Origin of the sequence: Billgrantia desiderata, from assembly GCF_900108215.1 — a bacterium.
GTDB classification, from domain to species: domain Bacteria; phylum Pseudomonadota; class Gammaproteobacteria; order Pseudomonadales; family Halomonadaceae; genus Halomonas; species Halomonas desiderata.
Genome location: NZ_FNVC01000024.1, coordinates 36,820 through 57,123 on the forward strand (window position 1 = coordinate 36,820; position 20,304 = coordinate 57,123).

Below are 20,304 nucleotides of genomic sequence, written 5' to 3' on the forward strand. Positions count from 1 at the left end.
GTCGCATGGCAGGTGGTTAGCTGGCGCCGGATTATATCTACAACCTTGTATGTATACTAGCCTACCCCGTTTACATCGTTTCCCCTGGGCAAGGTGAGGGCCGAGAAAACAGGCTATGCTGCAAAGCAGCATAAGGTGGCGACGGAGGAGGCCGATACAGATGGATGCGATGGAACTGGTCACGCTGAAAGACTTGGAGATAGCGGTACGCATCTGGCACCCGGAGGCGCCGAAAACCGTTATCGCCTGGCATGGACTGGCACGCCACGGTGGCGATTTCGAAAATTTCGCCCGCATACTCGGTCCTGAGTGGCGTGTGCTGGCTCCAGACACCCCCGGCCGAGGGCTTTCGAGCTGGTCGCCCATTCCGTCGCGAGACTATCTCTATCGCAGTTACATGAGTGTGGCACTGGCCGTGCTGGATCACTTCGAACTGGAGCGAGCGCCCTGGGTCGGAACCTCGATGGGTGGGCTGTTGGGAATGCTCCTGGCTGCCGAAGCCGAAAGCTCGCATCGCATAGAACGTCTGGTGCTGAACGACGTCGGCCCCGAGTTGAATCCCCAAGGCTTGATGCAGTTGGCACTCTATTTCGGCAGGCCGCATCGTTTTACCACCTTCGCTCAGCTGCAAGCCGAGCTGACCGAGCATTATCACGGTTTCGGCATCGAGGGAGACGAAGCCTGGCGTCGACTGGCACTTGGCAGCGCAAGGCGTCTGCCTGACGGCAGCTGGACCTACCATTACGATCCCCGCATCGCCGAACAATTCATCAACGACACACCACGCGACACCTGGGCCGACTGGCGAGCGATCGACTGCCCGCTGATGGTAATACGCGGCGCCGAATCGCCGCTGCTGGATGCCGAGAGTGTCGTGAGCATGGCCAAGGCACAGCCCGATCTGGTTACTCTGGAAGTTCCCGGCTGCGGCCATGCGCCAATGCTCGACCGTAGCAGCCAGGTAGCCCCCATCGCTGAATTTCTCACCCGCCCCCCACAGAAATCAGCACGCCATGCGCAGCACGCCGAGCGAGGCTGGTGGCAACGCTTGATCGCCTGGGCCAGGCGGAGCACCGCTTTGAAGAGCGCCGACTAACCCTTTTTAGCAACCGTAAAGCGAGTTGGTTCCAAGCGGCGCTAAGGAAGCGCTGAACAAATAGACGAGCGAGATGAAGTGCAAGGCGCACGGAGCACAGGAACCGGAGCATATGGGGTATATGTGAGGATTCCGAGCACCGCGCAACGCAGCAATTCGCTCGCGCAGGCATTTGTGCAGTGTTTCCCTAACGTGGCCGGCTGCGCAGTATCCGCCCTTCGGGATGCACCTCCAGCCGCTCCCCGCTGCCCGTTCCTACCACGTCGTCGCGCCAGATGGTTCCGCGCTCGCGCGGGGTGATGGTAGCGGGTCGCTCCGGTTCGTCCGGCCGCGGAGCGTAGCCCCAACGCAGGTAGGGGTCGAAGAGGAACCAGGGAAGTTCGATGGTGAACGTAGGGTCGAACTGGCGGCGCTGACGCCAGTGCTCACGGTGCCAGGCCAGCGGGTGCTGCACGGGCAGGAAGAGTGCCCCGCGGGTGTCGGCCACGACCTCATCCGACGCGGCCCAGGCGCTAGAGCCGGCCGCGAAACAGCCCGCCAGCAGGAGCCCGCCGACACCACCCCACCAGCGCTTGATCGATGCCTGCATCGCTTTCTCCCCCGGCGTCGTCACCGCTCAGGCTTCCAGTATAGGCATAGAGGCGCTCCCGGCTAGATGCGATGGCCCCGCGGCGAGGTGCGATAGCCCGGCGGCTCGGCTTGATAATCCCGCGGTTCGATACGCCAGGCCTTGAGCCGCGAGCGCAGGGTGGTCGGCGGCAGGCCCAGCAGCTCTGCCGCACCGCCCGGCCCCGAGACCTTGCCGCCGCAGGCACGCAGAGCGGCTATCGCATTGGCGCGCAGGTGCCGTGCCATCTCCTGCTCGGTCTGCGGCTCGCGTACCTCCGCAGCCCCCACCCGCCCGAGCGGCGCCGTCGAACTCGGCAGTGCCAGGGCGTCGGCGCCCGCTGTCGACAGCAGCTCCTCGAAGGCGAGGTCGCGACGCTGGGCGACGATGACCTGACGCTCGATCACGTTCTCGAGTTCGCGGATGTTACCCGGCCAGGGGTAGCGTTTCAGCGCTTCCATCTGCGTCGGCGGGATGCGCATGCCGGGCTTGTTGAACTTCTGACAGGCGCGCCGCAGGAAGTGGTTGGCCAGCAGCGGCACGTCGCCGATTCGCTCGCGCAGGGGCACCGAGGTGATGGGAAAGACGTTGAGGCGGAAGTAGAGATCTTCACGGAACTGGCCGGCGGCGATCATCTCGCCCAGTTCACGGTTGGTCGCGGCGATCACACGCACGTTCACCTCCCGGGTGCGGTCGTCGCCGACGCGCTCGAACTGCTGATCCTGCAGCACCCGCAGCAGCTTGCTCTGCAGCTCCAGCGGTATCTCCCCCACTTCGTCGAGGAACAGGGTTCCGCCGTCGGCCAGCTCGAAGCGTCCCGGGCGATCGCTCACCGCACCGGTGAAAGCGCCCTTCACATGACCGAAGAACTCGCTTTCGAACAGGTCGCGGGGAATCGCCGCACAGTTGACGCGAATCAGCGGCCGGTCGCTGCGACCGCTGCCGGCGTGGATCGCCCGGGCGATCAGCTCCTTGCCGGTGCCCGACTCGCCGGTGATCAGCACGTTGGCGTCGGTGGGCGCCACCAGCGCGATCTGCCGCACCAGGTGGGCCACCGCCGGGCTCTCGCCGACGATCTCGCGATGGTTGATCTCGGCGGTGATCTCCTCCTGCAGATACTGGTTCTCCAGCTCCAGGCGCTGCCTGAGCGACTCCACCTCGGCCAGGGCATCGCGCAGCTGCTGCTCGGCCCGCTTGCGCTCGCGAATGTCGCGGAACAGCACCACGGCGCCCACCAGCCGCCCGGTCTCGAAGATCGGCGTGCTGGTGTACTCCACCGGGATCGCCTCGCCGTTCTTGTGCCAGAACACCTCGTTGTCGACCCGATGCACCTGACCGTCGCTGAAGGAGGCGTGGATCGGACACTGCTGTACCGGGAAGTGGCTGCCGTCGGCATGGGTGTGGTGGAACATCTGGTGGGCGTCATGGCCGACCATGTCTTCGCTGCTCCAGCCCAGGATGCGCTCGGCGGCCGGGTTGACGAAGGTGGTGCGGCCTTCGGCATCGAGCCCGTAGATGCCCTCCCCGGCGGCCCCCAGTATCAGCTGGTTCTGCCGCTCGATGCGCTCGAACACCTGCTCGACCCGCTCCCAGCCCACATGGCCACGGCGGTGGCGCCGCCAGAGCTCGGCCCGCGCCCGGCGCTGCTCGGCCTTGTCGAGTTCGATCACGCCGAACATCAGGCAATGCTCGTCCAGCGCCTGCCCGTACACCTCCACCCGCCGCGGGGCACGCTGTACGTCGAACAGCAGCAGGTCGTCGGACCAGGCCGGCGAGCGCTGCAGGGTCTCGTCGCTGAAGGCCACCCACATCGGCAGCGAGGGTCCCAGGCAGTGACTGAAGGGGCGTGAGGCGAGCCGCTCGAAGCCGGCACCCAGCAGGCGACACGCCTCGGCGTTGGCGGCCAGCAGCCGGTCGGCCCGGGGGTCGACCTGCAGCATGGCGATGGGCGCCTGTTCGAAGGCGAAACGGTCCGGCACCTGGGGCAGAGACATGGCACAACTCCTGGGAAAGCCTGCCCAGGTTCATACAAGCGGCGTACCAATGACGAGATTTCGTCGAGAAAGCAACGAGATATCGTCAATGACGAAAAATCGTCACGCCCGGCGCCCTCTTTCTCCTCGCCCCTGGATCCGCACAACACCTTGTTATTGAAAGGGTAAAGCCAGGGAGGCGGCAGGTGGCACAGCAATCGCTAGGTAACGGAGAGTGCCCGCACGCCTTGTCCCCATGCACCAGGCGAGTGCAGGCAATCGATCACCTGCGTTCTCGAGGGGAACCACATGAACAACGATCACAACAGTCTGGGAAACCCGTTCGATCATCGACAGTCGCTGGTCCATGGCCGCCACTGCGGCTGCGGCGAGTGCTCGACCTCCCGCGCCAAAGACCCTGACGATGCACCCCGCGACAGCGAGGCGATGATGGATCGCGTCGTGGAGAGCGCTCTGGTACGCGGCATCTTCGGCCACAGCGACATGCATCGCCGCCAGTTCATGAAGCTGGTCGGCGGCGGTACCGTGGCGGCAGCGCTGTCTACCATCCTGCCGCTGGGCGCGATCAAGGCCGCCGCTCAGGAGAGCCTGGGGCCGCTGGAGAAGAGCCAGCTAGACATCGGCTTCATCCCCATCACCTGCGCCACGCCGATCATCATGGCCCACCCCATGGGCTTCTACGAACGCTACGGTCTCGACGTGAACGTGATCAAGGCCGCGGGCTGGGCGCTGATCCGCGACAACTCGCTCAACGACCGCTTCGATGCCGCCCACATGCTCACGCCGATGCCGCTGGCCATGACCCTGGGCGCCGGCTCCAGTTCGCGGCACTTCATCGCCCCGGCCATCGAGAACGTCAACGGCCAGGCCATCGTGCTGCACAACGATCATCAGGACAAACGCGACCCCGAGCAGTGGCGCGGCTTCACCTTCGGCGTGCCCTTCGAGTACTCGATGCACAACTTTCTGCTGCGCTACTACGTGGCCGAGCACGGTCTCGATCCGGATCGGGACATCCAGATCCGCGTCATTCCGCCCCCCGAGATGGTCGCCAACCTACGCGCCGGCAACATCGACGGCTTCCTCTCCCCCGACCCGTTCAACCAGCGTGCGGTCTACGAGCGGATCGGCTTCATCCATCTGCTGACCAAGGAGATCTGGGACGGCCACCCGTGCTGCGCCTTCGCCACCAGCGCGCGCTTCGCTCGCGAGAACCCCAACACCTATGGCGCCCTGCTGCGCGCCATCGTCGATGCCACCCAGTACTCCTCCGACCCGGCCAACCGCGCCGAGATCGCCGAGGCCATCGCCCCCGCCGCCTATCTCAACCAGCCGGTGACGGTGATCGAACAGGTGCTGACCGGGCGCTTCGCCGACGGCCTGGGCAGCGTGCAGAACGTGCCCGATCGCATCGATTTCGACCCCTTCCCCTGGCACTCGATGGCGATATGGATCCTCACCCAGATGAAGCGCTGGGGCTACATCAACGGCGACATCGACTACCAGCAGATCGCCCGCGACGTCTATCTCGCCACCGATGCCCGCGAGGTGATGCGCGAACTGGGCTACGACGCCCCGGAAGAGAACGCCCGCCGGTTCGAGATCATGGGCAAGACCTTCGACTACACCGAGCCCGAGGCCTACGTCGAGAGCTTCGCGCTGAGGAGGAGCTGACATGGACCGCACCACCACCGAATGGAAACTGAGCCTGAACGCCCGCGCCACGCTGCTGGCCGTGCTGCTGCTGGTCGTGGGCCTGGGCCTGTGGGAAGGCCTCGAGCGTGCACCCGTGCTGGGCGGCGGCGAGGAGCTCAGCGAGTACGAGCTGCTGATGGGCGGGGCCGACGAGACGGCGCGGGTACCGCCGCCCTCGGCGATTCTCGAGCGCGCCTGGGTCGAACTCTCCAACCCCTTCTACGACGCCGGCCCCAACGACAAGGGCATCGGCATACAGCTCGGCTATTCGCTCTACCGGGTGCTCACCGGCTATCTGATGGCGGCGGTGATCGCCATTCCCGTGGGCTTCCTGATCGGCATGTCGCCGCTGATGTACCGTGCGCTCAACCCTTACATCCAGGTGCTGCGGCCGATCTCGCCGCTGGCCTGGATGCCGCTGGCCCTGTTCATCATTCGTGACGCCGAGGCCTCGGCCATCTTCGTCATCTTCATCTGCTCGATCTGGCCGATGCTGCTCAACACCGCCTTCGGCGTGGCGGGCGTGCGCCGCGACTGGGTCAACGTGGCCCGTACCCACGAGCTGTCGCCACTGAAGACGGCCTTCAAGGTCATCCTGCCGGCCGCGGCCCCCACCATCCTCACCGGCATGCGCATCTCCATCGGCATCGCCTGGCTGGTGATCGTGGCCGCCGAAATGCTCGTGGGCGGCACCGGTATCGGCTACTTCGTGTGGAACGAATGGAACAACCTCGACCTGACCAGCGTGATCTTCGCGATTCTAGTGATCGGCGTGGTGGGCATGCTGCTCGACCTCGCGCTCTCCTCCATCGCCCGGCTGGTCACCTATCAGGAGTAAGCGCCATGAGTCATGCCTTCGTGGAAGTCCAGCAGGCCGCCAAGCGCTTTCCCGGCGCCAAGGGCAGCGCGGATCTCACGGTCTTCGAGAACGTCAGCTTTCAGCTGCAGAAGGGCGAGTTCGTCTGCATCATCGGCCACTCCGGCTGCGGCAAGTCGACCATCATGAACGCCCTGGCCGGGCTCGACAGCCTGAGCGACGGCGCCATGATCATGGATGGCCGCGAGATCGACGGCCCCAGTCTCAAGCGCGGCGTGGTGTTCCAGAACTACAGCCTGCTGCCGTGGCTCACGGCGCTGGAGAACGTGCGCTTCGGCGTACGCGCCCGCTGGCCCGAGTGGAAGGAGCGCCAGGTCACCGAACACAGCCTGCACTACCTGGAGATGGTCGGGCTCAAGGAGGTGATCACGCGCAAGCCGGCCCAGCTCTCGGGCGGCATGCGCCAGCGGGTCAGCATCGCCCGGGCCTTCGCCACCAAACCGGAGCTGCTGCTGCTCGACGAGCCCTTCGGTGCGCTGGATGCCCTGACCCGGGGCGTGATCCAGGACGAGCTGCTCAAGATCTGGAGCCAGGACCGCCAGACCGTGTTCATGATCACGCATGACGTGGACGAGGCGATCCTGCTGGCCGACCGCATCTTCCTGATGACCAACGGCCCCGAGGCACGAATCGCCGAGGCGGTGGAGATCGACCTGCCGCGGCCGCGCTCCCGCGGCGAGATCGTCAAGCATCCGCACTTCTACACCCTGCGCAATTACCTGGTCGATTTCCTGGTCAATCGCGCCAGCGACCTGCGCACGCTCCCCCAGGATTCACGCGGCCTGCACTATCCACGGCCGGTAAACCCCGTCGCCGAGGCAAGCGCCCCGGCCACGTACCACAAGGCCGATGCGCCGGCATCCGCCTCACCCAAGCTGGTCAACCTCAGCGCCAAGGAGAAACATCATGGATAAGCTCGAAATGCGCCACACCCTGCTCGCCGCCAAGGCCCGCAAGAAGCTGAGCTGGGACGATATCGGCAGTGCCATCGGCATGTCGCCGGTGTGGACCGCCTCGGCCTGCTACGGCATGAACAGTGCCAGCCGAGCGGTGGCTCACAAGCTGTGCGACGTGCTGGAGGTGGACACGGAGGTGGCCGAGGCGCTGCAGGCCTTCCCCACCAAGGCCTGGGATGAAGCGATTCCGCAGGACCCCTTCATCTATCGCCTCTACGAGGTGGTGGGAGTCTACGGCGAGACCCTCAAGGACGTGGTCCAGGAGAAGTTCGGCGACGGCATCATGAGCGCCATCGACTTCACCATGGAAATGGACAAGATCGAGGACCCCAAGGGGGACCGCGTACTGCTTACCCTGAACGGCAAGTTCCTGCCCTACAAGGCCTGGTAAGCGGGATCACGCTGGCCGCCCAGGCGGCCAGCGTCCCCCTCACAGTCGATAGCTGAGCGACAGCGCGCCGTGCACGGTGCTGTTCTGCTGCTCCTCGAACTCCTTGCTGCGCCACACGTGGGCCAGACTCACCTCCCAGCGCTCCCAGGTCAGCGCCACGCCGACAACGGCGTCGCCGACCCACTCGCGACGGTCGACCGAGTGGCTGTCGCGCACGGTGTTGCCGTCCAGCAGCAGGTTGTGCGCCACGTAGCGCCCCTGCAGCGCGGCGAAGACATTCCAGCCGCTGCCCGGCGAGGTGGCAACCTGTCGATAGCCGCCGCGCTCTATGCTCAGGGAGGGCCAGCCCATGCTGGCATCCAGCCCGCGGCCGAACCGCAGGCCGTAGCCCCCGTCGGCCTGAACCAGCAGGTTGCCGAGAGAGGCCGACACGCCCGGGCCGTGCTGCATCTCCAGCCACCCCAGCGAATGGCTTTGCCACCAGTGGCGCCGATATCCCAGGTTGAGGATGGGCTCGTTGCCCAGCTGGTGAGACCAGCCGCGGGGACGCTGACTGTTGGTGAAGCGGTGTACCTCGCGTTGAACGCTGTCCGCTGCGGTGACGGGACCGACCGCGCCGAGGTCGAGCTGGAATGCCTCTTCTCGGTGCCAGGCACCGCTCAGCGGCTCGCGTCCGTACAGCGCCAGGCCGCCCAGGATCAAGCCGGCGTAGGGGCGGTCGTCCTCGATCAGGTCGCGGCGCTCCACCTCAACCGGCGTGTACATGCGATAGCTCAGGTGATAGCTGATGGCATCCACCGAGCCGCGCCATACGCCCGGCAGGCCGTCGGCGACGCGCTGGCTCCAGTGCTGCGCGGAAACCTCCCGGGTCCAGTGAAGCTCCACCCCGGAGGTGTAATGGTCGTCGTCGCTGCTGACCATGCCGTCGTTGTCCACCTGCAGCGTCACGACGCCCGAACCGGCAAATGCCGGCGTGGCTAGCAGGCAGCCTATGGCGACACCCCGAATGAAACCGCCGATGCCTCGATTCATAAGGTCTCTTCCTTGAGCGAGCCAAACATACACGAGTGTATGTAGTTTTCATCACTCTCGGCAAGGTGATTCAAACGTACCCTTGAATGAAACGCTCCTCGCTAGCCAGATTCGACGGCCTCCAGCGTGCGCTCCACGCCGCTGCGATAACCGCCGCCGAACAGCAGCAGGTGATTAAGCAGCGGATAGAGCTGAAACAGGGCCTCGCGGCGCGCCCAGTCGAACGGCTCGTTGCCGTCCCAGTAGGCTTCGAAGAAGGCCTCGCCGGGCGAGCCGAACAGGGTCAGCATGGCCAGGTCCACTTCGGGGAAATGGCGGTACACCGCGGGATCGATGATCGCCGGCCCCTGAGGCGTATGCAGCACGTTGCCGGACCAGAGATCGCCGTGCAGCAGGCTCGCCGGCGCATCGGGGAGCCAGCTCTCTAGCGCCTCTGCCACGACTTCGATACGCCGGCGCAAGGGGGCGTCGAGAAGCCCCCGCGCATGGCAGGCCCGGGCCAGCGGCAGCAGACGCCGCTCGCGCTGGAAGGCTCGCCCATCGGCCATGGGCGCATTGGGCTGAGGGGTACGGCCGCAGGCATTGTCGCGAGGCCAGCCGTGTTCGCTCGCGGTGTGCGAATGCAACTGGCGCAGCCCCTCGCCGAGCGCGGCGGAAGAACGTGGCGAACGCGACCCGGTGGGCAGCGCCTCCATCACCAGCCAGCCGTTACCCAGCGCCAGCACCTCGGGCACCCGCAGCGAAGTGCCCGCCTCGTGTAGCGCCCGCAGTCCATCGGCCTCGCCGGCCAGGCGCTGGGCATCGTCCTGCTTGACCACCACCGCCCCCTGATTTGTCTCCAGCCAGTAGACGGCCGCCATGTCGCCGCCGCCAAGCGGGCGTAGCGCCCCCCGGGGCGAGAGACCTCGTGCCTCCAGCAGCAGCGCAAGTTTTCGATCCATTGCCCCCTCTCCTTGACCGTCTGATCTGGGCATCCAGTCTGGTAACGTGAGTAGACGTCTACAGTAAGGAAATGCTGAACAAATAGGCGAGCGGAGTGAAGCGGCTAGGTTCGTTCCCGACGAACCAACGCACTTCCCACATCCCTGTGGGTCGCAAGGCGCACGGAGCACAGTACCGAGCGAAGCGACAAACAGCCGTAGGCTGGCCCCGAAGGGGCGAGAAGCCGAAGGCTGCGAGTCAACCGGAGCATATGGGGTATATGTGAGGATTCCGACGGTCCGACGCTTCGGCACCGCGCAACGCAGCGATTTGCCCGCGCAGACATTTGTGCAGCGTTTCCTATGGGAGAAACCATGCCATGTCGGAGTCCACTACCCAAGGGCACCTACAGAGGTGAAGTATGGTGAACCACGACAGCCATGACATGGCCGACAGGGAGGTCGAGCGGCGCTTACTGGCACTGCTCGAAGCGCTGGTGAAGGAGATTCGGCCCGACCGTGGCGACGACGTTCGCGTCTCGCTGGCGTCGCGCCTGGATCGTGACCTGGGGCTGGACAGCCTGGCCCGCTCCGAGCTGCTGCTGCGTATCGAGCAGGAGTTCGGCAGCCGCCTGCCCGAGTCGGCACTGCTGGCCGAGACCCCGGGCACCTTGTTGCAGCTGCTGCACTCTTCCGCGATGGATTCGTCACGCCGGGTCGCGGCGGAACCCGTGTCGCCGAGCCATGAAGCAGCCACTACCGATGAGATCGGGCCAGGCGGCGAACCGAGCGACGCCGATACCCTCAATGCCGCCATGGATTGGCATTTGCAGCGGCATCCGGACCGCACTCACCTCTATGTCTATGGCGACGAGGACACACCAAAGGTACTCAGCTACGGCGAGCTGAACCGGGAGGCGCAGGCCATTGCCGCAGCGCTGGCGGCACGCGGCATTCGTCACGGCGACCGCATAGCGCTGATGCTGCCGACCTCTTCCGACTACTTCGCCGCCTTTCTCGGCATACTGCGCGCAGGTGCCGTGCCGGTTCCCATCTACCCACCGGCCCGCCCTTCCCAGCTCGAGGAGCACCTTCGGCGCCACGGTCGCATCCTGAGCAATGCCGGCGCACAACTGTTGATCACCGTCGAAGAAGCGCGCAAGGTAGCGCATCTGCTGCATGCCGATGCGCCGCACCTGCGCCATGTCATGACCTTGGCAGAGCTCGACGCCGGCGCTGACGATGCAACCCTACCCAACCCTCCCGACGCCTCGAGCCTGGCCCTGCTGCAATACACCTCGGGCAGCACCGGCGACCCCAAGGGGGTGCAGCTCACCCACGCCCAGTTGCTGGCCAACATCCGCGCCATGGGCACGCGGCTGGAAGCCAAACCGGACGACGTCTTCGTCAGCTGGCTGCCGCTTTATCACGACATGGGGCTTATCGCAGCCTGGCTGGCCAGCCTCTACTACGGCATTCCGCTGGTGGTGATGTCGCCGCTGGCCTTTCTGTCGCACCCGCTGCGCTGGCTGGAGCTGATCGACCGCCATCGCGGCACCATCTCCGGCGCTCCCAACTTCGGCTACGAGCTGTGCCTGCGAGCCCTTACCCCGGAGCGGGTCCAGGCTCTCGACCTGAGCCGCTGGCGGGTCGCCTTCAACGGCGCCGAGCCGGTCAGTGCCACTACCATGGAGCAATTCGCCGAACGGCTGGCCCCCTGCGGCCTGAGACAGGAAGCGTTGATGCCGGTCTATGGCCTGGCCGAGGCGGCGGTTGGCCTCTGCGTGGCCCGGCCCGGCCGCGGCCTGGTGATCGACCGGATCAACCGTGAGCGCTTCGCGTCCAGCGGCGAGGCACGCCCCGAAAGCGACCCGGCGGCAGCACAGCCCTTCGTCAACTGCGGCCCGCCGCTGCCCGGCTATGCCCTGCGCATCATCGACGCCGAGGGACATGAGCTCACCGAGCGCCAGGAGGGCGATCTCGAGTTCCGCGGCCCCTCCGCCACCAGCGGCTACTTCGACAATCCCGAGGAGAGCGAGAAGCTGTACCACGACGGTTGGCTGCGCACCGGCGACCGCGGCTACCTGGCCGATGGCGATCTCCACATCAGCGGGCGACGCAAGGACATGCTGGTACGCGGCGGGCGCAACCTCTACCCCTACGATATCGAGACGGCGGTTGGTCGACTGGAAGGCGTGCGCCGAGGCTGCGTGGCGGTGTTCGGCGACCCCGACCCGACGACCGGCAGCGAGTCGCTGGTGGTGGTGGCGGAGACCCGAATCGACGATCCGGCCAAGCGCCAAGAGCTGTGCCGTGCCATCGCCGACACGGTGGTGGATGTGGTCAACGTACCGGCCGACGATATTCGCCTGGTGCCGCCCCACAGTGTGCTCAAGACCTCCAGCGGCAAGATCCGGCGCGCCGCGACCCGCGACTTCTATCGCCAGGGTCGCCTGGGCGAGAAGCCGCTTCCGGTCTGGCGTCAGGTGGTCAAGCTGACGCTGCGTGCGTGGGCCGGACGCGCACGCCAGGGGCTATCGGCGGCGGGCTATTGGGCTTACTACCTCTACGCCTGGTCGCTCTTCGGGGTCGGTTTCACGCTGTTCGCCCTGGCAGGCCTTCCACTGCCGCGGCTCGCCTGGCGCTGGCGCGTCGCTCATTACCTGTGCCGAGCCATGGCTCGGCTGGCCGGTATCCGTATTCAGGTGAGCGGTCTCGAGCACCTCCCGCGCGAGCGCCCCTGCGTGTTGGTCGCCAACCATGCCAGCTACCTGGATGTGTTGATACTCACCGCAGCCCTGCCCTGCAGCGTACGCTACCTGGCGAAGGAGGAACTGGAGAGCCGCACGGCAACCCGGCTGCCGCTGACTCGCATGGGAGCGCTGTTCGTCGAGCGCTTCGACCCGCGTCAGGCGGAACAGGACATGCAGCAGGCCGAACGGGCAGTGGCCAACGGCGACATTCTCGCCATCTTCCCGGAGGGCACCTTCACCGCCGAGCCCGGACTCGGCGACTTTCACATGGGCGCGTTCCTCACCGCAGCGCATGCGGACGTGCCAGTGGTCCCGGTCGCTATCGCCGGCTCGCGGCAGCTGCTGCGAGGCAAGGAGTGGCGGCCCCATCCGGGCAGGGTGACGGTGCAGATCAGCGCCGCCCTCGAGCCCCAGGGAAGCGACTGGGACGCGGCGCTGAAACTGAAACACACCGCCTACGAGGTCATACTGCGTCATGCTGGCGAAGGGCGCCGACGTTCGTGAACGCCTTCCTGATACAAAAAGGCCACCCCGCAGGGTGGCAAGCTGGACACAGCAAGGGCTGGCTGTGATCACTCGGGCAGGAGCACGCTGTCGATGACGTGAATGACACCGTTGCTTGCCTCGATATCGGCTTGAATCACGGTGGCGTCATTGATCATTACCGTGCCGTCGGCGGTGGTAATGGTGATGTCCTGGCCCTGAACGGTGGTTGCGCTGTCCAGACTCATGGCCTCTTCGGCCATGACTTTCCCCGCCACCACGTGGTAGGTCAGCACGGCTTGCAACTGCTCGATGTTCTCGGGCTCCAGCAGGCTCTCTACGGTGCCCTCGGGCAGCGCGGCAAAGGCCTCATCGGTGGGAGCAAACACGGTGAAGGGGCCCTCGCCCTTGAGGGTTTCCACCAGCCCGGCGGCCTCCAGCGCTGCCGCCAGGGTCTCGAACTGTCCAGCCGCGACGGCGGTGTCCACGATGTCCTGCTTGTCGCCGTGGCTGCCGGCCTGGACGGCGCCCGCCAGCATGAGGCCAACCAAACCTGCTCCCATCCACTTCGTGGCTACCACATGAATCAGTTTCATCGGGTCATTTCCTCAGTGTGTACGTGTAGGGCGGTGCGTCATGAACGAGCCCAACCCTATACAGACAATAGTTACTGTACAGCTATTGGACAAGTATTTTTTCACTGACTGCTGTGCGAATAGCCAAGGGGCTGACGCTGCCTGCCAGCTGTGGCAAAAAGGGGGGTGACGGAGCCACCCGAAATCGTGACAGGGAGACAATCATGTACAAGCTTGCCTTCTTCGTACCGCTGGAAGATGCCGAGGCCGTCAAGGAAGCCGTATTCGTCACCGGTGCCGGGCGCATCGGCGACTACGAAGCGTGCTGCTTCGAAACCCGCGGCACCGGTCAGTTTCGTCCGCTGGACGGCGCCAGCCCACACATCGGTCAGGTGGGTGACCTGGAGAAGGTCGAGGAAGTGAAAGTGGAGATGGTGTGCGAGGACGCGCTCATCCACGATGCCGTCGAGGCTCTGCGCGCCGCACACCCCTATGAGGAACCGGCCTTCGACGTGTGGAAGCTGGAGACCTTCTGAGGCAATAGTGCCTGCCCCGAACCTCTCTCGCGGCAGACACTTATCTTCGCTGTTAAATGGCCCCGCTCAGCGGATAAAGCCCAACTGACGCGGCAAGAAGAGAGAAAGCTCCGGCACAAACGTAGTGATCAGCATTACCGGGATGCCCACCAAGGCGATCAGCATCAGCGCGGGAGAGAAAGTCTTGTGGATGGAGACTTGACCGATGCGGCAGGCCATATAAAGGATCGGTGCCACCGGCGGGCTGTTGGCGCCTATCACCACCGAGCAGGCGACAATGGAAGCATAATGCACCGGGTGCACGCCGGTCTCCACCATCAGCGGCAGGAACAGTGGGGCAATCACCACGGTAACCGAGACGTCGTCAAGCATGGCCCCAGCCAGGATCAAGAAAGCGTTCACCGCGATGAGGATCAGCAAAGGATCGCTGATCAGTAGGGTGATCAGCTCGGTAAGCTCCTGAGGCACCCGCTCGGCGGCCAGGATCCGACCAATCATAAAGGAGAAGAGCAAGATCAAAATGATCGAGCCTGTGGTCTCCGAGGCGGCGATCACGCTGCGGTAGAAGCCCTTGAGGGTCTGGTCCCGGTAGACCAGAAAGCCGATGACGATGGCTGCAAAGGCCGCCACCGCTGCCGCTTCGGTGGGAGTGAAGACGCCGCCGTAGATGCCACCGAGGATAATCACTGGCAGGCATAGCGCTGGGAAAGCGTTGAGACTCGCCCGGGTGCGCGACATCGGTTTGGCCCCACTGAGCCCCCCCGGCCCCACTATTTCTTGGAAGAGCCGCCCACAGGCAAAGCGATTGACTAGAATCAGACCGAGGATTAGCAGCAGCGCCGGCCCCAGGGTGGCGGCAAAGAGCGCAGCCACCGACTGGCGGGTCACCACGGCGAACAGAATCATGGTGATCGAGGGCGGGATCAGTATGCCCAGCAGCGAGGAGATGCCCAGCAGCGCTGAGGAATAGCCACGCGGGTAACCGCGCTGCTCCAGCGGGCCTACCATGATGGTGCCGATGGAGGCCACCGCTGCAGTGGCAGTGCCAGCAATAGCCCCGAAGATGCCCGAAGCAAGCACCATGGAGGCACCCATACCGCCGCGCCGACGCCCCACCAAGGTCTCGATGAATACCACCAGGCGAGCGGCAATCCCGCCACTTTGCATCAGGTAACCGGTCAGCACGAAAAGCGGCAGAGCGATCAGGATCACCGAGTCCACCGAGCGAAAGCCCTGCATCATCAAGGTATTGAAGTTAGCGTCGTAAACAAGCGCCAGATAAGCCAGCACCCCGGCGAAGGACCAGGCAATCGGCACTCCCAGCCCCATCAGCACCACCAGCAACAGAACCGCGAACAGGCCGGCCATTAGCGCTCTCCTTCACTGGCCATGGGCGCGGTGACGCCTGTTCCAGTGAACTGACGCAGTCCAGCTATGAAGTCACGCAGTGCATAACAGAAGCAACCAGTGCTCGCGACCATGATCGAGGCCTGGGAGATCCACAGCGGAATACCCAGTTCCGGGGTGCGCTGCGGTCGCACCATGCCCCAAGAGAGCATCCGGTAGGACCAGTAGACGAAGCAGGCGCAGATCACCACCACGATGCTAGCGACCAGGGTCCTGTGCAGCGCCCGGATCCTTGTATCGCGGATCTGCAGCTCGAGGAAATCCACCACCAAATGCTCGTTGCGCCTACTGGCAATCAGGGCTCCGCTCATGTAAAGCCACATGCCGGCGAGCATGACCAACTCGAGAGTGCCAACCAGCGACCATCCAAAAACGTAGCGCGCCAAGATCAGGAAAACCATCAGTCCGACCACCAGCAGGCTCGCAGTGAAGGCAACGAGGTTTAGCACCCCGCCGATCACCCGATCCACCTTCGACCAAAACACGTTCATTGCTACCCCTTGGTGTACCCGTGATGCTCTGCCCAGTTACCGGGACGGTACGTCGCGCCCCGACAGGCCGCCCACGCGGGCCTGTCGGGACAGCGGCGGAGCTGATTTCTTACAGCGGCGAGGCGTTGGTGCGGATCACCTCGACGATCTCCTCGCCGAGTTCACGGGCCATGAGCGGCCAAACCTCCTCCCGAGCACGCTTGGCAAACTCGCGCAGTTGCTCGTCTGAGAGTTCGAAGTACTGCATGCCGTCTGCCTGGGCCTTGTCGATGTAATACTCATCCTGCTCCCGGGCGGCCACGAACTGCTGGTTCATGATCTCCTCGGCCGCCTCGGCCACTACCTGACGATGTGCCTCGGGAAGCGATTCGTAGACATCCAGGTTCATGGTAAGGATGCCGGTCATGAAGAAGTGCTTGGTGTGGACGTAGTAGTCGAGAATGTCGCGGAAGTACTCATAAGGCCAATAGATGACGTTGCCGGCCTCGCCGTCCACCACCCCGGTCTGCAAGGCGGTATAGACCTCGCCCCAGTCGATGGCAGCAGTGCGATAGCCCAGCGCCTGCATGGTCTGGGGGGCCGGGAAGACGGTCATGGTGCGCACCATCAGGTCGCCAGCATCCTCCATGGTCAGAGCGTACTTGCCCCGTGAGGCGACTCCGTTGAAGCCTTCAGGCCAGGGCCCAAAGAACTTCAGGCCGATATCGGCATAGATATCGCCCAGTAGCTCATTGACCCAACCACCGGGGCTGTAGGCATCGAAGGCCTCCTCCCAGGAGAGCGTCATGTAGGGGGTATAGATCACTCCAATTCGGCGATCATAGGAAGTCATTGGCCAGTTCAGCATCATGTGAACATCACCAGAGACCAACAGGTCGAATACCTCCTGTTGCCCACCCAGCTCATTCTGGAAAAAGACGTTGACCTTGATTTCGCCATCGGACTTCTCCTCGATCATCTGCGCCCAGCGTTCCAGGGCGTCGCCAGCGGGCGACCCCTTGGTGCCGGAATCAGTGGCCATGCGCAGGGTGGTAGCGTTGGCGGAGAAAGTGGTGCCCAGAAGCAGGACGGCAGCCAGGGTAGGCAGGAGGGGGCTCTTGCGATCGACGGTCATGGCAGGTTCTCTTGCGGGATTGTGATTGTCCCGCTCTATTTATCCCCGACAGCAAATATGGTCAAACCCACTAAAGCTAGCAAAATAAAACAAATAACAACCAAAAAAAGCAGTTCAATTAAGAAAATCAACCACTATTAAGATGGTCAAACAGGGGATAATTCCGCGCCAGGTTCGTCTCACTAGAGGGAGCTCCGAAAAAACATAGCTCATAGATGTCGTCAAAGGCTTTTCTGCTGGTCGCACTCAGATAGGGTTTGCTGCTAAACCCATGAAAATGAGAGAAAATTGACGCACATCATGGAATCGAGACGGCTTTCGCTATAAGGCGTAGCCAGCCCGTGCGAAAGCGATCATTCAGCGAGTCCATGACTTACAGCCAGCGCCTCGCGGTAGCGAGCATAGGTCGTCTCGTAGGCCCTGACGCTGGCCGCCTTGGGCTCGGCCAGCGAGGCATCGTCGAGGTGTACCAGGCGCTCGCACAGTTCGCTCAGCGGTAGGTCGTGCCGCTCGCACCAGGCCGCCTGCAGCGCCGCTCCCAATGCCGCGGCATCGGTCACCTGGGGACAGATCACCGGGGTCGCGGTCACGTCGGCCACCATCTGGCGCCACACCGGGCTTCTCGCGCCGCCACCGATCAAGCGGATCTGGCTGGCGCCGGCAGCCAGCGGGCCGAGCAGCTCGAGGCCGTAGCGCAGGCCGAAGGTGGCGCTCTCCACCACTGCCCGGCACAGGTTGGCCTGGGTCAGGTTGCGACTGTCGAGCCCCAGGAAGCTGGCCGTGGCGTGCGGCAGCGACGGCACCCGCTCGCCGTTGAAGAACGGCAGTACCGTCACCCCCTCGGCGCCGATGGGCGCCGCGGCCAGGCGCTCGCCGAAGGCGGCCAGGTCGAGGTCGAACAGCTCGCGCACCAGGGTGCTGGCGGAGGTCACGTTCATGGTGCAGATCAGCGGCAGCCAGCCGCCGTGGCTGGCGCAGAAGTTGGCCACCATGTCGCTCTCGGCACGCACCGACTCGGGCGAATAGGCGCACACCGTGCCCGAGGTGCCGAGGCTCAGGGTAACGATACCGGGGGCGATGTTGCCGGTGCCGATGGCGCCGAGCATGTTGTCGCCGCCCCCGCTGGCCACGACCACGTCAGGCGAAAGCCCCAGCTCGCGAGCGAGCTCGGGACGCAGCGTGCCGGCGGGCTCGCGGGAGTCGATCAGCCGCGGCAGTACCCGCGTGGGGTCGAGCTCGGGGGCGATCTCGGCGAAGACATCGTGACGCCAGCGGCGGGTGCGGGTATCGAAATAGCCGGTGCCCGAGGCATCCCCCGCTTCCGCCACCTTTTCGCCAGTGAGCCAGAAGTTGAGGTAGTCGTGGGGCAGCAGCACGCTCTCGATACGGCGATAGGCACATGGATTGGTATCGCGCAGCCAGGCGATCTTGGAGGCGGTGTAGCCGGTCTGCAGCACCAGGCCAAGCCGCTCGAGGCAACCCGCCGCCCCGCCCAGGCGCGCCACCAGGGCGGCATTGTGCGCCGCCGTCTCGGTATCGCACCACAGCTTGGCGGGATGCACCGGCAGCCCCTCGGCGTCGAGCGCCACCATGCCGTGCTGCTGGCCGGAAACGCCGATGGCGCGTATCGCATGGCGCTCGATGCCGGCCCGAGTCACGGCCTCCTCGAAGGCGCCGCGAAAGGCCTCGACCCACTCCTGAGGCTGCTGCTCGCGACGCCCGTTGTCGCCCTCGCTCAGGCGATGGGCACGGCTCGCCTCGCCGAGGATTGCCTCGCCCTCGACGTCGACCACCACCACCTTGGTACTCTGGGTGCCGCAGTCCACCCCGATGTACATGCCACCACTCCTCACTCCCCGACCAGCGTTTCAAGCGTAGCGCGTGCGCCGCGTTCGTGCAGGCTCGTCAGCGCCATGAGGTAGGCCTGGCGAAAGCGCTCATGCTCGGCCAGGTCGCCGAACAGCTCGCGGTTCTCGATGAAGGCGCCGGGGCGCGTGCGATTCTCGGCGGCCAGGGCAGCCAGTTCGTGCTTGAGGCGGTCGACCACGGTGATGGGCTCGCCCTGCTCATCCAGGCCCTCGGCGTAGCGCGCCCAGCTTGCGACTACCGCCGCGCTGCGGTGGATCTCGCCACCCTTTGCCAGCTGCTCGCGAATCACCGGCACCAGCCACTTGGGGATACGGTCGGAGCTCTCGGCGCACAGCCGCGCCAGGGTGTCCTTGATCTCGGGATTGGCGAAGCGCTCGATCAGGGTCAGGCGGTACTGCTCGAGGTCCACTCCGGGCACCGGGGCCAGGGTCGGGCTGCCCTCGTGGCGCATGTAGCCGAGCAGAAAGTCGACGAACAGCGGGTCGCGGCACACCTCGTGGGCATAGCGGTAGCCGGCGAGAGTGCCGAAGTAACACAGCGCCTGGTGGCTGGCATTGAGCAGGCGCAGCTTCATCAGCTCATAAGGCTCCACGTCTTCCACCACCTGCACGCCGACCCGCTCGAACGCCGGCCGGCCGCAGATGAAATGATCCTCCAGTACCCATTGGGTAAAGGGCTCACACACCACCGGCCAGGCATCCTCGACGCCGAACTCGCCGGCCAGCTCCTCGATGTCGACCGCCTGGGTCACCGGCGTGATGCGGTCGACCATGGCATTGGGGAACGGCACCTCGGCTTCGATCCATTCGGCCAGCGCCGGGTCGCGGGCCCGGGCAAAGGCCACGAACATGCGCCGCGCCACTTCGCCGTTGCCCTGGATGTTGTCGCAGGACATCAGCGTGAACGGCGCCAGGCCTCGCGCACGACGGCGAGCCAGCGCCTCCACCACCAGACCGAAGGTGGTGCGCGGCGCTGCGGGAGAGTCGAGGTCATGGCGCACGTCGGGGTTGGCGAGATCGAACTCTCCGGTTACCGGATGGAAGTTGTAGCCGCCTTCGGTGACGGTCAGTGAAACGATGCGAATGGCGGGGTCAGCCATGCGCTCGACCACCGCCGCGGGGTCGTCGGGGGCGTAGAGGTAGTCGAGCATGGCGCCAATCACCCGCGGCTCTCGCTCGCCATTGGGATGCTTCACCACCAGGGTGTAGAGATGATCCTGAGCGGCCAGCACCTCCTGCATACGGCGGTCGCCGGGCATCACGCCGACGCCGACGATGCCCCAGTCCAGCGCCTCGCCGCGGTTCATCAGTGCATCGAGATACATGGCCTGGTGGGCACGATGAAAACCGCCGACGCCGATGTGCACGATCCCCGGGGTCACCTCCCGGCGGTCGTAGCGCGGCACGGCCACCCGCGAATCGAGGTGAGAGAGCGTGGCGTTGCTGAGAGCAGGCATAGGGGCACTCCTTGCCGCAGGCGGCAATGAACGAAAAATGGATTGGCGGTCC

General features: G+C 64.9%; 17 protein-coding genes. 7 read left to right on the forward strand and 10 right to left on the reverse strand.

Annotated features, from left to right (window positions below; genetic code table 11):
* Nucleotides 1-160: 160 nt before the first annotated feature.
* Entirely contained in the window at nucleotides 161-1,096 is a 936-nt protein-coding gene (locus C4S71_RS18105) for an alpha/beta fold hydrolase (protein WP_103970108.1), read from the forward strand.
* 187 nt (nucleotides 1,097-1,283) lie between these two features.
* Here C4S71_RS18105 and C4S71_RS18110 read toward each other — a convergent pair whose 3' ends face one another.
* Nucleotides 1,284-1,685 (reverse strand): hypothetical protein, encoded by a 402-nt coding sequence (locus C4S71_RS18110; RefSeq protein WP_103970109.1) that lies wholly within the window; start codon nucleotides 1,683-1,685, stop codon nucleotides 1,284-1,286.
* A gap of 62 nt (nucleotides 1,686-1,747) precedes the next feature.
* Nucleotides 1,748-3,697, reverse strand: coding sequence for a sigma 54-interacting transcriptional regulator (locus C4S71_RS18115; RefSeq protein ID WP_103970110.1), 1,950 nt, complete (start codon nucleotides 3,695-3,697; stop codon nucleotides 1,748-1,750).
* A 288-nt stretch (nucleotides 3,698-3,985) separates the two neighbouring features.
* Between C4S71_RS18115 and C4S71_RS18120 the strand changes: the two genes are divergently transcribed.
* Genes C4S71_RS18120 through cynS form a run of 4 tightly spaced genes read left to right on the forward strand, consistent with a single transcriptional unit; the run spans nucleotide 3,986 to nucleotide 7,616 of the window.
* A complete protein-coding gene (locus C4S71_RS18120) occupies nucleotides 3,986-5,371 on the forward strand; it encodes a CmpA/NrtA family ABC transporter substrate-binding protein (RefSeq protein WP_103970111.1) in 1,386 nt (461 codons plus the stop codon).
* A gap of 1 nt (nucleotide 5,372) precedes the next feature.
* The gene (gene ntrB / locus C4S71_RS18125; protein ID WP_086511117.1) at nucleotides 5,373-6,230 is read left to right on the forward strand and encodes a nitrate ABC transporter permease; all 858 of its coding nucleotides are present in this window, start codon (nucleotides 5,373-5,375) and stop codon (nucleotides 6,228-6,230) included.
* A gap of 5 nt (nucleotides 6,231-6,235) precedes the next feature.
* The gene (locus C4S71_RS18130) at nucleotides 6,236-7,183 is read left to right on the forward strand and encodes an ABC transporter ATP-binding protein (protein WP_086511118.1); all 948 of its coding nucleotides are present in this window, start codon (nucleotides 6,236-6,238) and stop codon (nucleotides 7,181-7,183) included.
* Nucleotides 7,176-7,616, forward strand: coding sequence for a cyanase (gene cynS / locus C4S71_RS18135; protein WP_086511119.1), 441 nt, complete (start codon nucleotides 7,176-7,178; stop codon nucleotides 7,614-7,616). The genes C4S71_RS18130 and cynS overlap by 8 nt, the downstream gene beginning before the upstream one ends.
* A 39-nt stretch (nucleotides 7,617-7,655) precedes the next feature.
* Here cynS and C4S71_RS18140 read toward each other — a convergent pair whose 3' ends face one another.
* Both C4S71_RS18140 and C4S71_RS18145 read right to left on the reverse strand, forming a co-directional pair.
* Nucleotides 7,656-8,648 carry a lipid A deacylase LpxR family protein gene (locus C4S71_RS18140; RefSeq protein WP_103970112.1) on the reverse strand — a complete coding sequence of 331 codons (993 nt, stop codon included), beginning with the start codon at nucleotides 8,646-8,648 and terminating at the stop codon, nucleotides 7,656-7,658.
* A 101-nt stretch (nucleotides 8,649-8,749) separates the two neighbouring features.
* The gene (locus C4S71_RS18145; RefSeq protein WP_103970113.1) at nucleotides 8,750-9,589 is read right to left on the reverse strand and encodes a fructosamine kinase family protein; all 840 of its coding nucleotides are present in this window, start codon (nucleotides 9,587-9,589) and stop codon (nucleotides 8,750-8,752) included.
* A 401-nt stretch (nucleotides 9,590-9,990) separates the two neighbouring features.
* Here C4S71_RS18145 and C4S71_RS18150 point away from each other — a divergent pair, with 401 nt between their 5' ends.
* Entirely contained in the window at nucleotides 9,991-12,825 is a 2,835-nt protein-coding gene (locus C4S71_RS18150; RefSeq protein WP_103970114.1) for an AMP-binding protein, read from the forward strand.
* Nucleotides 12,826-12,893: 68 nt separating this feature from the next.
* Here C4S71_RS18150 and C4S71_RS18155 read toward each other — a convergent pair whose 3' ends face one another.
* Nucleotides 12,894-13,400 (reverse strand): fasciclin domain-containing protein, encoded by a 507-nt coding sequence (locus tag C4S71_RS18155; RefSeq protein ID WP_103970115.1) that lies wholly within the window; start codon nucleotides 13,398-13,400, stop codon nucleotides 12,894-12,896.
* A 203-nt stretch (nucleotides 13,401-13,603) separates the two neighbouring features.
* Here C4S71_RS18155 and C4S71_RS18160 point away from each other — a divergent pair, with 203 nt between their 5' ends.
* The gene (locus tag C4S71_RS18160) at nucleotides 13,604-13,915 is read left to right on the forward strand and encodes a YqfO family protein (protein ID WP_086511124.1); all 312 of its coding nucleotides are present in this window, start codon (nucleotides 13,604-13,606) and stop codon (nucleotides 13,913-13,915) included.
* A gap of 66 nt (nucleotides 13,916-13,981) precedes the next feature.
* Here the strand turns inward: C4S71_RS18160 and C4S71_RS18165 are convergent, their stop codons facing one another.
* The 5 genes from C4S71_RS18165 to C4S71_RS18185 form a co-directional block, all read right to left on the reverse strand.
* A complete protein-coding gene (locus C4S71_RS18165; RefSeq protein WP_103970116.1) occupies nucleotides 13,982-15,283 on the reverse strand; it encodes a TRAP transporter large permease in 1,302 nt (433 codons plus the stop codon).
* On the reverse strand, nucleotides 15,283-15,813 hold the full coding sequence (locus C4S71_RS18170) for a TRAP transporter small permease (protein ID WP_103970117.1): 531 nt from the start codon (nucleotides 15,811-15,813) through the stop codon (nucleotides 15,283-15,285). Before C4S71_RS18170 ends, C4S71_RS18165 begins: the two co-directional genes overlap by 1 nt.
* 109 nt (nucleotides 15,814-15,922) lie before the next feature.
* Nucleotides 15,923-16,927, reverse strand: coding sequence for a TRAP transporter substrate-binding protein DctP (gene dctP, locus C4S71_RS18175; RefSeq protein ID WP_103970118.1), 1,005 nt, complete (start codon nucleotides 16,925-16,927; stop codon nucleotides 15,923-15,925).
* A 353-nt stretch (nucleotides 16,928-17,280) separates the two neighbouring features.
* Complete coding sequence (gene xylB, locus C4S71_RS18180) at nucleotides 17,281-18,765, reverse strand: xylulokinase (protein ID WP_103970119.1); 1,485 nt, start codon at nucleotides 18,763-18,765, stop codon at nucleotides 17,281-17,283.
* 11 nt (nucleotides 18,766-18,776) lie between these two features.
* A complete protein-coding gene (locus C4S71_RS18185) occupies nucleotides 18,777-20,252 on the reverse strand; it encodes a mannitol dehydrogenase family protein (RefSeq protein ID WP_103970120.1) in 1,476 nt (491 codons plus the stop codon).
* Nucleotides 20,253-20,304: the final 52 nt, after the last annotated feature.